This window comes from Peterkaempfera podocarpi (assembly GCF_042466665.1).
In the GTDB taxonomy this organism is placed as follows: Bacteria; Actinomycetota; Actinomycetes; order Streptomycetales; family Streptomycetaceae; genus Peterkaempfera; species Peterkaempfera podocarpi.
On sequence record NZ_CP162102.1, the window covers coordinates 1018759 to 1032069 of the forward strand.

Below are 13311 nucleotides of genomic sequence, written 5' to 3' on the forward strand. Positions count from 1 at the left end.
CCGCCCGGGTCGGCCGCTGAGTGCGGCGCGGAGGGCCCGGCGAACGGCTGATCCCCGCCCGGCTCGAACCTTGTGCCGCCTCGGCCTCCAGGCTTTCTCTGCTCGACCGGGTGAGCCGCACGACGCGGACCCGGTGCTCCTCCGGCGATGTGTGCAGGGCCGGTCCCCCGCCTGCGGTGCGCGGGGAGGATCGACGAAACCCCCGGGAGCATCATCATGTTCGGCCGCCTCCACCCTGCCCGGGCTCCGGCCTGTCCGCCGAGCCCGGCGGGCACGGCCGCCACCGGCTGAACAGACCGCGCCCCACCCCTCCCATCCTCCGCCCGCTGCCGCCGCCCCGCTTCTCGTCCCCGTGGCAGTGACCCCTACCGCTGCCGCGGCGCAGCACTCCCCCGGGACCGTTGGCGCCGGACGGCCGCCCCCGGCAGTCCCTGGCAGCTCGGCCGCCCGCGACCGACAATGGCCCACGAGTGGACCTCGGCAGTCCTGGGCGCGCCCGCCCCGCCGCAGCCGCAGTCGTCGTCGCAGCCGGCGGCCGGGAGGAGGGGGAGCCCGGGGGTGCTCACGGTCACTGCTCCTGGAGAAGGGGAGGGAGGGTCGGGGGGAATTCCGCGGTGTCCGTGGCGTGGACCGCGAGCGAGCGGTCCGGCTGCAGTCGCACGACCAAGTGGCGGCGCCAGCCCGCGTCTTCGCGGTCCGGGTGGTCCTCGCGCCAGTGGCAGCCGCGGGTCTCCTCGCGGCGTCGGGCGGCGGCGACCAGGACGCGGGCCACGCACAGGAGGTTCGTCGCCTCCCAGGCCTCGACGCCGGGGACGGCCGGCTTGCGGTCGTCGGGGGCCTCGGCGTCGGCGTCCGCCCTGATCGCTTCGAGGTGCGCGGCCGCCTCGGCGAGGCTCGCGGCGGAGCGGATCACTCCGGCGCCGCTCGTCATGATCCGCTGGATCGCGAGGCGGGACTCGGGGGCCAGGAGCGGGAGCGTGGTGCCCTCGGGGATCACCGGGTCGGTGCGCTCGTAGGCGGTCGCCGTGATGTCCTCCGCGATGCGTTCCGCGAAGACCAGGCCCTCGAGGAGGGAGTTGGAGGCGAGCCGGTTGGCACCGTGGACCCCGGTGCACGCGACCTCGCCGCAGGCGTAGAGGCCGGGGACTGTGGTGCGGCCGCGCAGGTCGGTGCGTACGCCACCCGATGCGTGGTGGGCGGCCGGGAAGATGGGGATCGGCTCCGTGACCGGGTCGATGCCGTGGCTGCGGCAGGCGGCGAGGATCGTGGGGAAGCGGGTCTCCCACATCTCTGCGCCGAAGTGGCGGGCGTCCAGGTATACGTGCTCGGTGCCGTGGAGCTGCATCTGGCGGGTGATGGCCTTGGCGACGATGTCGCGGGGGGCCAGTTCGGCCAGTTCGTGCTGCCCGAGCATGAAGCGGGTGCCCGTCGCGTCGACCAGGTGGGCGCCCTCGCCCCGTACCGCCTCGGAGACCAGGGGCTGCTGGCCCTCCGCGCCCGATCCCAGGAAGAGGACCGTGGGGTGGAACTGGACGAATTCGAGGTCGGAGATGTCGGCTCCGGCGCGCAGGGCGAGTGCCACGCCGTCTCCGGTGGAGACCGAGGGGTTGGTCGTCGCGGAGAAGACCTGGCCCATGCCGCCCGTCGCGAGGACGACGGCCGGGGCGCGGACCGCGCCGACGCCGTCGTGCTGGCCCTCGCCCATGACATGCAGCGTGACGCCGGCCGTACGGCCTTCGGCGTCCGTCAGCAGGTCCAGGACCAGGGCGTTCTCGATCGTACGGACCGCTGCGGCACGGACCGCTTCGACCAGGGCCCGGGAGACTTCCGCGCCCGAGGCGTCGCCGCCCGCGTGGACGATGCGGCGGCGGTGGTGGCCGCCCTCACGGGTGAGCTGGAGGTCGCCCTCGGGCGAGGTGTCGAAGTGGGCGCCGGTGGCGATGAGGCGGCGTACCGCGTCGGGACCCTCGGTGACCAGGGCACGGACCGCGCTCTCGTCGCAGAGTCCGGCCCCCGCGACCAGCGTGTCGTCCAGGTGCTGCTGAGGGGTGTCGCCCTCGCCGAGCGCGGCCGCGATGCCGCCCTGGGCCCAGCGGGTGGAGCCGTCGTCCAGGCGGGCCTTGGTGACGACGACGGTGCGCAGGCCGGCTGCCGTACAGCGGAGGGCCGCGGTGAGGCCTGCCACGCCGGAGCCGACGACCACGACGTCCGCGTCGATCGACCAGCCAGGGGCCGGTGCGTGCAGGCGTATGCGGGTCGCGGTTCCTGTTGTGGATGCGGATGCGGTCATGGGGTGCCCCCGAAGGTGAGCGGGATATTGTCGACGAGACGGGTGGTGCCGACCCTGGCGGCCATCGCGAGGATCGCCTCGCCGGTGTGGTCGTCGGGGGCCTCGGTGACGTCGGAGGGATCGATCAGGGCCAGGTGGTCGGCGGTGACTCCGGCCTCGGCGAGGACCTGGCGGGCGGCGGCGCGCACGGCCGCGGGAGCCTGGATCTCCGCGGCGCAGGCGAGCGTGTGAGTGGCGGCCGCGGCGCGGGCCCCGCCCAGCGCGGAGCGGGCGGCGGCTCTCTTACGGGTGGCCGGGACCGCCTCCGCCTGAGCACGTCCCCGGGCATCATGCGCGCCCGTAGCGCGCCGGGCCCGGTCGGCGTACGGCGGTTCCAGCAGGGCTGTGCGCGACATCGCCGCTCCCGTTGAGGTTGTTTCTCAATGAGAAACACTGGATGGATGCTAGTGTTTCGAATAACGAAACACAAGGAGGGTCATGCCGACACCACGCCCAGGAACACCGGTTCGTGGATCGACTACCGGCCGTCCGATCATGGCCGCGATGGATCTCTTCGGCCGTCGGTGGGCGCTGCGGATTCTCTGGGAGCTGCGTGCGGGTCCGCTCGGTGCGCGTGCACTGCTGGCACGGTGCGAGGGTCTGTCATCCAGCGTCCTCTACCAGCGGCTTCGCGAACTCACGTCAAACGGGATCATCGCCCCCTCAGCCGATGGCTACGAGCTCACTCCGCTGGGGACAGCACTCGGTGACGCCCTCGGACCGCTCAACGAATGGGCGATCACCTGGGCGCAGGCGCAAGGGCAGAACGATCAGGATCCTGTGGAGGCATGAAGGTCGCGGGCTCTTCGATCGTTTCTGGACGCGGAGGGCATGACTGTTCCCTCAGGTCGACCTCGACCCCGACGTTCCTCTTCGTCGACGACGGCGACATCCTCACCTGAGCCGCAGCCGCTGTCGACCTGTGCCTGCACCTGGTAGGCCGCGACCAGGGCGCGACGGCGGCGGGCCTTGCTCCGCCCGCTCTTGGCCTCGACCAGGCAGCGACGCCCAACGAAGGGTCTCCTCCGCACGGTTCACACGAGTTGGTGGGCCGGCCAGCGCGCGATGCGGGCCGGTGACCGTCACCGCGGGCTCGCCCGGTTGTTGAGTGCGATGCCGAAGGCGACGCCCCCCATCAGCAGCCCGCTGACGAGGATGAGTGCGGCCAACTGGCCGGGAGTGGTGACATGGCCGCCGAGCACCCACGCCGACCAGATGGCGTCGCGCAGCCCGAGCGCCACAGGCACGGTGAGCGCGCCGGTGGTAATGGCGGTGCGACCGGCGCGGCGCAGGCGACTGACGGACGGCACAGCCACCAACTGCAGCGCGGTGTTGGCGACCGAACGGTTGAACAAGGAGATCCGCCGCCGCACCGACGTGGTCGACATCTTCCCCGACCGCGACGCCATCATCCGCCTGATCGGCCCGGTGCTGGCCGAGCAGAGCGCCGAATGGGCGGAACAGCGCCGTTGCACGGGGCCCCCGACTGTGGCCGTGGGCCTTTCCTGTTCCCGGGCACACCGTCGTTCCAGCGGCGGCGGTGCATCAGGAGACCTCGGCTAGTCTCCCGGCAAAGGGGCAGCCGGCTGGGCTCGTGGTGCGGCCACATGCCCCATCGGCGGGCGTCCGCCCTGTTGATCGCGATGTTCCGCCGCTGTTCACCTCACGGGGGCCGATGGCGCGCCCTTCGTTTGCTCCGTTGCTCGACGGTTCTAACCGTTGTTACATTCTACGCGTGCTGGAGCGAACATGTCTCTTCGAACGATGGCCCGGGCTCGTGGCGGCCTCGTCGGCGGTACCGTGGCTGCGGGGCTGCTGATGGCAACGCTGTCCGCATGCGGCGGGTCGAGCCAGGCCGCATCGTCGGCCGGCAGCACCGCCGGCACCGCCGGTGCGCCGGTTCCGCTGGTGGTGTACTCGGCCCAGGGATACGACAAGGCGATGGTCAGCGCCTTCCAGAAGGCCACCGGTATTCCGACCAAGCTCGTCGACGACAGCACCGGGCCGCTGCTGGCCCGGGTCCAGGCCGAACGGGCCAACCCCCAGTGGGGCGTGCTGTGGGTGGACGGCGACGAGGCATTCGCCTCGATGGACCAGGCCGGGATGCTGGTCAAGGGATTCGAACCCAACGCACAGCTGACCACCGCCGGACAGGCGGTCGTTCCGCAGGACAAGAGCTATATTCCGACCGGTCTCACGGTCACCGCCGCCGTGGTGTACGACGCAAGCACGACCCCGCATCCGCCGACCAGCTGGCAGCAGCTGCTCTCGCCGGAGTGGAAGGGCGCGGTCGGCATGAACGACCCGGCCGTCTCCGGCCCCACGTACCCGTTCGTGGCCGGCATGTTCAACCAGCTCGGCGGCGACAGCCAGGGCCAGTCGTTCTACAGCTCCCTCAAGAACAACGGCCTGCACGTGTTCCAGACCAACGGTGACACCCTGCACGCACTGCAGACCGGCCAGATCAAGGTCGCACTGATCCAGAGCTCGGCGGGCATCGCGGCCGGCATCAAGGACAAGAACATCAAGACTGCCTACCTGTCGAAGGTGACCTCGCTGCCCAGCGTGATCGGCATCGACGCGAAGGCATCCGCGCAGGTCCAGGCCGAGGCCAAGCAGTTCGCCCAGTACGTGCTCAGCAAGCAGGGCCAGCAGGTGATGCTGACCGGCGACCGCAACGGCGACTCGCTGTTCTGGCCGATCGTCCAGGGCGTCGACCCGGACCCGGAGCTTCCCGCTCTCGCCTCGGTGCCGACCCAGACGATCGACCCGGCCGTCTGGGGTCCGAAGGAGGGCACCATCAACACCTGGTTCACCAACACGATCGTCCACTGAACCGTGATCGACACATCTCTCGTCTCCGGGCCGCGCACCACCACGCGACCTGCCCGGACCCCGCACCGACGGATCAGCGCACTGCACCGCCGCGCTGCCGGAGCGCTGCGCGCGCTGCCCTGGATCGGGTTCGCCGCCGTGCTGCTGCTTCCGGTCGGCGGCTTCCTGCTGGTCGCGGTGAGCCCGCGGCTGCTCGGGCAGGGCGACGCGTGGTTCACCTGGTCGCCGTTCCAGCGTGTCCTCAGCGGGTGGACCGCCCACGCGCTGCTCGACACCCTGCTGGTCGGGCTGGGGGCAGCCCTGCTGGCCACCGTCGTCGCGCTGGCGCTGTCCTGGCTCACCGAGCGCACCACACTCGCGGGAAGGGGGCTGTGGCGGCTGCTGCTGTGGGCCCTGCTGCTGGCCCCCTCCTATCTGGAGTCGCTCGGGTGGACCTGGCTCGTCGAACCACAGGGCGTGCTGTCGCGGGTGACAGGCCACGACCCCGCTGCGCTGCGTGCCGTGGTCTTCGGGCCGACCGGAGTGATCTGGGTGCTGGCCTCCCGGGGCGTGCCCTTTGCCTACCTGGCCGTGTCCGCGCTGCTGCGGGGCATGGGCCGGGAGTTCGAGGACGCGGCGCGGACCCACGGGGCCGGGCGGCTGGCGAGCTTCCGGGTGCTGCTCCCCATCCTGGCACCGGGGCTTTGGGCCGCGCTGGCGATCGTGTTCGCCGAGTCCGTCAGTGACTTCGGAGTGGCCGCGACCCTCGCCTCCCAGGGAGGCTTCCCGCTGCTCACCGGTGCGATGGAGCAGGCGATCGGCACATTCCCCGCCGACTTCCCGCTCGCGTCGGCGATGGGCTGGCTGCTGCTCACCTTGGTTGCGCTCGCCCTGCTCGCCCAGCGGCGCTCGATGCGCGGCCGGAGCTTCCAGATCCTTTCCGGGCGCACCCGACCCGCGCGGCGTACCCGGCTCAGCCCCGGTGGCCAACTTGCCACGCTGACCGGAGTCGCCGGGTTCTTCCTGCTCGCCCTGGGGGTGCCGGCGTTCGGCGCCGCCGCCGCGTCCCTGCTGCCGTCAGGCGGGAAGGTCACCTCGGCCGCGCTCGGGCTCGGCAACTTCCGCCATGTGCTGCACTCCGCCGGGATGCTGTCCGCCCTCGCCCTGTCGGCCCGCCTCGCCACGATCACCGCATGCGCGGCCGTCGTGCTGGGCGCGGTCGCGGGCCGGGCGCTGGCCCGCAGCGGCGGCGGTCGCACCGGCCGCGTCCTGGACGCGCTGCTGCTCGCCGCCATCGCACTGCCCAGCGTGCTCCTCGCCAGCGGCTACATCTTCACCTACAACCTGCCGATCTCCTCCGACCTCGGCATCGACCTGTACGGCACCACGACCTTGCTGGTGCTGGGATATCTGGCCGGTGCCCTTCCCTCGTCCGCGCGCCTGCTGTCGGGTTCCCTCGGGCAGGTCAGCGACCAGCTGCTGTGGGCTGCCCGCACCCATGGACGGCCTGCCGCCTCGGCCTGGACCGGCGCGGTACTGCCGCTCGTCGCGGGTTCCCTGGTGTGGACCTGGCTGATCGCGTTCTGCGGCACCCTGCTGGAGCTCCCGATCTCACAACTGCTGGCCCCGCCGGGCCAGGAGCCCCTGTCCGTCGCCATCACGCACCAGCTCCAGGGCTACGACCTCGGTGCAGGCGCGGCGATGACCGTCCTGGTCGTCGTTGCGACCGTGGTGCTGATCGCCCTCGCCCTGGGAGCCCTGCGGCTCCTGCTTCCTGCAGCCCGCCGCATGGAGGCCGTGGCATGACCGACCAGCTAGCCGTCGAGCGACTGAGCAAGTCCTTCGGTCCCACCCGGGTTCTGGACGAGGTGTCGTTCTCCGTGGCACCCGGCCGCTTCCTGGTGCTGCTCGGACCCTCCGGCTCCGGCAAGACCACGCTCCTGCGCTGCCTGGCGGGGATCGAGCGCTCCGACGGCGGCACCGTCTCCTTCGGTACCCGGGTCCTCGCCGACGGCCGCTCACACCTGGCCCCGGACCGCCGCGACCTGGCCATGGTCTTCCAGGACTACGCCCTATGGCCGCACATGACCGCGGCGGGCAACACCTCCTACGCGCTGCGGCGACGCAGGCTGTCCCGTGCGGAGTCGGACCGCCGCGTCCAGGAGGTGCTCGCGCGGGTCGGCCTGGCCGATCATGCAGACCGCTACCCCCACCAGCTCTCCGGCGGACAGCAGCAGCGGGTCGCACTCGCCCGCGCCCTGGTCGCCGAACCCGGCCTCCTGCTCTTCGACGAGCCGCTCTCCAACCTCGATGCCGACCTGCGTGAACGCCTTCGGGTGCAGATATCCACGCTCACCCGGGACAGCGGCGCCACGGCCGTCTACATCACCCATGACCAGTCGGAGGCCTTCGCCCTGGCCGACGAGGTCGGTGTGCTGGAGAACGGACGCCTCGTCCAGCTCGGCACACCGGAGAGCGTCTACCACCGGCCCGCAACCCCGTTCGTCGCGCGCTTCACCGGCCTCGCCGGTGAGCTGAGCGGTCTCGTGGACGGCCAGGCACAGTCGGGCCGGGGCCTCGTCCGTACGGACGCCGGGGCCCTTCTCACGACGCGGCCGCTCCCATCGGCGACGGGAGCAGGGTCCAGGTCCTGATCCGTCCGGCCGCCGTCGCCCTGTGCACCTCGGACGACGACGCCGGGGAGCTCCAACCGGGGCAGAGCCTGACGGGCACGGTCACCGACACCGCCTACCGCGGTCGTGGGTACGACCACGTGGTCGAACTGCCCGACGGAACACCCCTGACCGGTGTATTCGACAAGCAGCCCCACCCCCGCGGAACCCCTGTCCGAGTCACCCTGGACCCGGACGGCTGTTTCGCCTACCCCGCGGCACCGCCACAGGCCGACGCCGCCGCCTCTTTCCCGCTCAACCGCCCATTCGTGGAGATCTCATGAGCACCAGTCAATTTCCGATCCCGACATCCGGAGGTGGCCGGTGACGACCTTTGTACTCTTCATCACCGTCCTGCTCGCATGTGCGGTGGAAGCCGTCGAGGCGCTGACCATCGTGCTGGCGGCCGGCACCAGCCGGAACTGGGGATCGGCATGGCAGGGCACCGTCGCCGCGCTGCTGGCGCTCGCGGCGACCGTCGCCGTGCTGGGACCGGCCGTCGGCCGGATCCCGCTCGATGCGCTGCGCCTGGTGGTCGGCGCCCTGCTGCTGGTCTTCGGCCTGCAGTGGCTCCGCAAGGCGATCATGCGCGGGTCCGGCTACAAGGCCCTGCACGACGAGACGCAGGCCTACGCCGAAGAGGTGGCCGCCGCATCCTCCGCCGAGGTGGGCGGGCGCGGCCGCGTCAGGGACTGGTACGCCTTCACGCTGTCCTTCAAGGGCGTGTTCCTGGAGGGCCTCGAAGTGGCCTTCATCGTGGTCACCTTCGGCAACAACCAGCACAACGTCCCGGTCGCCGTGCTCGGCGCCCTCGTCGCCGTGGCCGTCGTCGTCATTGCCGGCCTTGCCGTCCGTGCGCCGCTGGCACGGGTCCCCGAGAACACCATGAAGTTCGCCGTCGGGGCCATGCTGACGTCGTTCGGCCTGTTCTGGGCGGCCGAAGGCGCCGGCGCTGACTGGCCCGGCTCCGACGCCGCACTGCTCGCCATCGTCCCTGCCGTCGCGTTGCTGGCGCTCGGCTGCACCTCCGCCCTGCGCCGCACCCGGAACACCACGGGCGGCGGCGCACCGGCGCCGACCGAGGGGAGCCTCACATGAACGTCCTCGCCGCCCTGCGGTCCTTTGCCCGCTTCTGGTACGACTTCATCGTCGGCGACGACTGGCGCGTCGCCCTCGGCGTCGCCCTCGCCCTGGCCGCCACCTGGGGCCTGACCCGCGGCGGGGTCAATGCCTGGTGGCTGCCCGCGATCGCGGTCGTGGCCCTGCTGGGCCTCTCCCTGGCGCGCGTCGTCAAGGCGGCTCGCCGGTAACGGCCGGGCTCTGCCGGAGGGGGTCGGCCCTGTCAGTGGCCGTCCCCCTCCTCCGCGTAGACACGGGCCGCGTACTCGTCCAGTACCTGCGCGCACCGCTCCAGCGCCGCCACCGCGGACGCCTTGCCCGAGGCGCCGAGCACGTCCCGCGCCTCCACCTTCGCGAACCAATTACGCAGCTTCACCAGGTCCTCGTCGTTCTCCTCCAACTCGGCGTAGGTGAAGTGCTCCGCCCGGTACTCCTTTTCGATCTGCCGCAGGAAGTCCTCGCAGCGATCCACGATCTCCTCGTACTCGTCGTCGCGGGCCGCGTTGAACGCGTCCTCGATCTCGGACCCACCGCCGAGCACCGACGACTCCAGCAGCGACGCGCTCCCGCCCATCTCCACGATCTCGTTCCGCAGCAGCCGCAACGCGCGCTCCCCGGACGGGCCCACCGGCAGCGCGGCCACGGAGTTCTGCAGGTAGATCGCTCCCAGCCCCTTGATCTTCCGCCACACACCTGCACGCAACCGCGTCGGCTCCGCCGGGATCTTGTAGACCAGCACCAACCACCGCACACCCCCGGACTGCGGCTCAGCGCCACCACGTCCCACCGTCATTCCTCTCCCTGGTCCCTCTTCCCAGTCGGCCACCGGACGTGACCGCTATCCGAGGCAGCCTATCCGCACCTGTGCGGCGTCAGAAGCTGCACACATATGCTGAGCTGGGATTTCATCCGACGTTACGGGACTGGTTGAACACCCATGCCTCCGGCGCAATGCGCAAGCGGCGCAACGAACGGGACCGCCTGACGGTGTTCCGACTGCCGGCCCACACACCGGAGCCGAACCCGGTCGAAGGATTGCGGACCACGCTGAGCGCAGCCTGGCCGGCATCGCCTCGGCGGCACTCAACTGACCCGAGGCCGTCGTCCGTCCCCGGCTCGACAGACCAGGCGGTCAGCCTCCCTGTTGAGGTCACCGTCCAGAGGGTCGGCCACGCCAGAACGCTCCGGCCACCTGTCCATCGTCGAGCGGGCGGCCACGTAACGCCTGCCCCGAGCGCGTCCGCAGACCCGAACCCGATCCGCGCTGCTCCCCCAAAGCCGTCGACCAGTCAGTCCGCTGTTGGTAGGACACCCTCGGCATGGACCACATCCAGTCTTGCCTCAGCCGCAGCCGGGATGACGAAGTCGCCCAGCCGCAAACGATGTTCACTGAAGTGTTAGATGGTATTTGTGTCAACTGTTAGCTCAACTGCTTAACGTGCGTTGACCACTCTTCCCGTGGAAGGACATCGCACATGAAGCGCGCCGCCAAGATCTCCGCCGCAGCTGCCGGCCTGGCCGTCCTCACGGCCACCGGCACAGCCGTGGCCTCCGCCCACCAGGGCGACAACGACTGGCCCTATGCCCACCAGAGCACGGCGTCGTACACCCTGGCAGCTGTCGGCGACATCTCTTGCGAGCCCGACGACGACGAGAACGCCGCCACCCCGGCATCGCTCAAGTGCGGCAGCCCCACTCTGGGCGGCATGAGCGCCGAATTCGCCACCGCGAAGCAGGCCAGGGACATGCACCCCAACGCTGTGGCACTGCTGGGCGACGAGCAGTACCAGGTCGGCAAGCTGACCGACTTCGAAAAGTCCTTCGAGCAGGCATGGGGCGGCCTGAAGATGCTCGAGCGCCCGGCGCCGGGCAACCACGAGTACTACCCGTACGCCAAGAAGGGCGACAACGAGGCCGGGCAGAACGGCGCCGGCTACTTCGGCTACTTCAACGGCCACGACCAGGCCGGCACGCCGGAAACCCAGGGCCAGGCCGGCGACGACACCGCCGACAACCAGGGGTGGTACTCCTACGACCTCGGCAACTGGCACATCATCTCGCTCAACGCCGAGTGCGACTCCGACGCGTTCAACCACGACTGCTCCACGACGGACAACGGCCTCCTCGCCCAGGAGACCCGGTGGCTCTCGCAGGACCTGGCCGCCAACACGCATCACTGCACGATCGCCTACTGGCACCAGGCGACCTTCAGCGCCACGACGGCATCGACCGCCACAGTGCCCGCGTCCGCGCCGGGTGCCGGCGGCATCGAAGGTGCAGCGACCGACGCATGGTGGAAGGCCCTCTACAAGAACCACGCCACGCTCGTCCTCAACGGCCACGAGCACGCCTACGCCCGACTGCGCCCGATGAACCCGGACGGCCAGTACGACGCCAAGAACGGTATCCCGGAGTTCATCGTCGGCTCCGGTGGCGAGGCCCTCGACACCCTCGCCGGCACACCGGGCAACTACGACAACCCCAACGTGGTCACCGCCCAGGCCAGCGCCTTCGGCGTCATGAAGCTCACCCTCAAGCCCCACAGCTACAGCTGGGACTACAAGCCCGCCCTGCCCGGCCCCGGCTTCGACTCCACGGCGCTGCAGTACAGCGACTCCGGTAGCGGCACCTGCAACTGAGGGCCCAACTGGTCGGAGGGGACGAGCTGCTGATTCCCCATGTGGTTCGAGGCTGACTGTGACCGAACGTGGCCGGCCCACCCAAGGCTGGCCGCGTAGGGCATGCGGATCCGGGTCGAGTCGGGCTCGGCGGCCGCAAGGCCGCCCATGAACAGCTGCCCGACCCGCTGCGCCTCGCCGAACGACTGTCCCGCCCCGATGGGGCGGCCGCGATCCTCGCAACAGTCACGTCGTCAGACTCGGCACGGCGGCCACCACCCTGCACGGCGTCAACCACGAACACGCAGCCCAGTCTCGGCAGATGACGCGCCGGCATCCGCAGGTCAACTCTGACTCAGCGCAGGCACCCGGAGCCGGGATCGGCCCTGGCCACCCCGCGGGTGGAAGACCGTCCGGCGGCCCGGGACATGCAGCCAAGGCTGCCGGTGGAGGTACCGGCCCTTGGGCGCGGCATGCTGCGCCCAAGGATGCCGGTGGAGCTCTGCCCGACGAGGAGAAAGTGGTGCACTCGGGCCGCACCTGCGGCGCTGCCGGTCCGTAACTGTGGGGCGTCCTCGGCGCAGGTGCTTGGTGGAGACCCCGACCGCCCAGTGGTCGTGGACGAGGCGGGTTGGGCGGCGGTGAGGCGATGCTGCTCATCACCGCCCCGCGGCGCAGCGTGCGGGCAGGGGTGTCCAGCGCACCCCGGGCCGCGCTGCACCAAGGGGTCGCTTGGCCGTCCCGGTAGTGATTTTTTCGGCGTGGGCATTGTCGGTTCGGCGGCGCGGCCCTAGTTTAATTTCTTAACTTTACCAGCACTGCCCCGACTTGAGGAGGCGCCGTGCTGTCACCGGTTGTCCTGGGGATCGACTTCGGAGGTACCAAGACCGCGCTGGCAGCGGCCGGGGCGGACGGGGCTCGGCTGGGGTCGGTGACGGTGAGGACACCGGTCGAGCAGGGCGCTGAAGCCGGCCTGCAACGCGCCCTCGGGGCGGCGCGAGAGCTGCTCGGCGAGGTCGCGGCAGGACAGCGGCCGGCCGCGGTCGGGGTGGCGACGATCGGTGTCCCAAGGGAGGACGGGGTCGAACTGGCGCCGAACATCCCCGGCTGGAGCGGGCTGGCCCTCCGGCGCGAGCTGCAGCAGGCCTTTCCGGGGGCCGAGATCCGGCTGGCCACCGATGTGAAGGCGGCCGCGCAGGTCGAGGCCGAGTCGGGGGCCCTGCGCGGCTACGACCCGGGTATCTACCTCAATCTGGGCACCGGCCTCGCGGTGGCGCTGGTGGTCGGCGGCCGGGTGGTCGGCGGGCACCGCGGAGCGTCCGGAGAAATCGGCTACAACTTGCTGCGCGCGGCCGACGTGGGCCGTCCGGCGGCCGACCGGGTGCCACTCGAGGACGTGGTCAGCGGGCGCGCGCTGGGTTCCGCCGCCGCGGACCTGCTGCCGGAGGAGCGCGGCGCCGAACAGGTCTTCGCCCGCGCCGCGCACGACCCGCGGGCCGCCCGGGTGCTGGACCGCTTCCTGACCGAGCTCGCATTCCACCTGGTCAACCTGGCCAACGCGATCGACCCGCAGCGGATCGCCGTCGGCGGCGGAATGGTCCGCTCCTGGGACGCGCTGCACGGCCGGCTGCGGCAGGCCCTGGACGCCGCCGTGCCGTATCCGCCCCAGCTCGTGCCCGCCGCCTACCCGTACGACGCGCCGCTGCGCGGCGCGCTCGGACTCGGCCTCTCGGCCGTGCAGCACCGATCCCCCCACTGA

General features: G+C 71.2%; 12 protein-coding genes and 2 pseudogenes. 10 read left to right on the plus strand and 4 right to left on the minus strand.

The features are described from left to right. Positions 1–568: 568 nt before the first annotated feature. Together AB0761_RS04665 and AB0761_RS04670 are read right to left on the minus strand one after the other, a co-directional pair. Positions 569–2290 (minus strand): L-aspartate oxidase, encoded by a 1722-nt coding sequence (locus AB0761_RS04665; protein ID WP_377267673.1) that lies wholly within the window; start codon positions 2288–2290, stop codon positions 569–571. Then, a pseudogene (locus tag AB0761_RS04670) lies at positions 2287–2691 on the minus strand (pantoate--beta-alanine ligase); the annotation flags it as partial. The pseudogene AB0761_RS04670 and the gene AB0761_RS04665, both read right to left, overlap by 4 nt. 133 nt (positions 2692–2824) lie before the next feature. Between AB0761_RS04670 and AB0761_RS04675 the strand changes: the two are divergent. Beyond that, positions 2825–3121, plus strand: a complete 297-nt coding sequence (locus tag AB0761_RS04675) for a winged helix-turn-helix transcriptional regulator (protein WP_377267674.1) — start codon at positions 2825–2827, stop codon at positions 3119–3121. Between the two features lie 290 nt (positions 3122–3411). Here the strand turns inward: AB0761_RS04675 and AB0761_RS04680 are convergent, their stop codons facing one another. After that, on the minus strand, positions 3412–3684 hold the full coding sequence (locus AB0761_RS04680) for a hypothetical protein (protein ID WP_377274547.1): 273 nt from the start codon (positions 3682–3684) through the stop codon (positions 3412–3414). Here AB0761_RS04680 and AB0761_RS04685 point away from each other — a divergent pair. The 7 genes and pseudogenes from AB0761_RS04685 to AB0761_RS04715 all read left to right on the plus strand — a co-directional run. Beyond that, a pseudogene (locus tag AB0761_RS04685) lies at positions 3671–3892 on the plus strand (transposase); the annotation flags it as partial. The gene AB0761_RS04680 and the pseudogene AB0761_RS04685 sit on opposite strands and share 14 nt — an antisense overlap. A gap of 186 nt (positions 3893–4078) precedes the next feature. Next, positions 4079–5164: an ABC transporter substrate-binding protein gene (locus AB0761_RS04690; protein ID WP_377267675.1), complete on the plus strand. Its 1086-nt coding sequence runs from the start codon at positions 4079–4081 to the stop codon at positions 5162–5164. Positions 5165–5167: 3 nt separating this feature from the next. Further along, complete coding sequence (locus AB0761_RS04695; RefSeq protein ID WP_377267676.1) at positions 5168–6949, plus strand: ABC transporter permease; 1782 nt, start codon at positions 5168–5170, stop codon at positions 6947–6949. After that, a complete protein-coding gene (locus AB0761_RS04700; protein WP_377267677.1) occupies positions 6946–7797 on the plus strand; it encodes an ABC transporter ATP-binding protein in 852 nt (283 codons plus the stop codon). Before AB0761_RS04695 ends, AB0761_RS04700 begins: the two co-directional genes overlap by 4 nt. 20 nt (positions 7798–7817) lie before the next feature. Continuing rightward, complete coding sequence (locus AB0761_RS04705) at positions 7818–8099, plus strand: TOBE domain-containing protein (protein WP_377273934.1); 282 nt, start codon at positions 7818–7820, stop codon at positions 8097–8099. A gap of 40 nt (positions 8100–8139) precedes the next feature. Further along, the gene (locus AB0761_RS04710; protein WP_377267678.1) at positions 8140–8913 is read left to right on the plus strand and encodes a COG4280 domain-containing protein; all 774 of its coding nucleotides are present in this window, start codon (positions 8140–8142) and stop codon (positions 8911–8913) included. Further along, positions 8910–9125: a hypothetical protein gene (locus AB0761_RS04715; protein WP_377267679.1), complete on the plus strand. Its 216-nt coding sequence runs from the start codon at positions 8910–8912 to the stop codon at positions 9123–9125. Before AB0761_RS04710 ends, AB0761_RS04715 begins: the two co-directional genes overlap by 4 nt. A gap of 32 nt (positions 9126–9157) precedes the next feature. On the opposite strand, the gene AB0761_RS04720 is transcribed toward AB0761_RS04715, so the two are convergent. Then, positions 9158–9727: a Chromate resistance protein ChrB gene (locus AB0761_RS04720; protein WP_377267680.1), complete on the minus strand. Its 570-nt coding sequence runs from the start codon at positions 9725–9727 to the stop codon at positions 9158–9160. A gap of 682 nt (positions 9728–10409) precedes the next feature. On the opposite strand from AB0761_RS04720, the gene AB0761_RS04725 reads away from it, so the two are divergent. Next, complete coding sequence (locus tag AB0761_RS04725; protein WP_377267682.1) at positions 10410–11573, plus strand: metallophosphoesterase family protein; 1164 nt, start codon at positions 10410–10412, stop codon at positions 11571–11573. Between the two features lie 820 nt (positions 11574–12393). Continuing rightward, entirely contained in the window at positions 12394–13311 is a 918-nt protein-coding gene (locus AB0761_RS04730) for an ROK family protein (protein WP_377267683.1), read from the plus strand.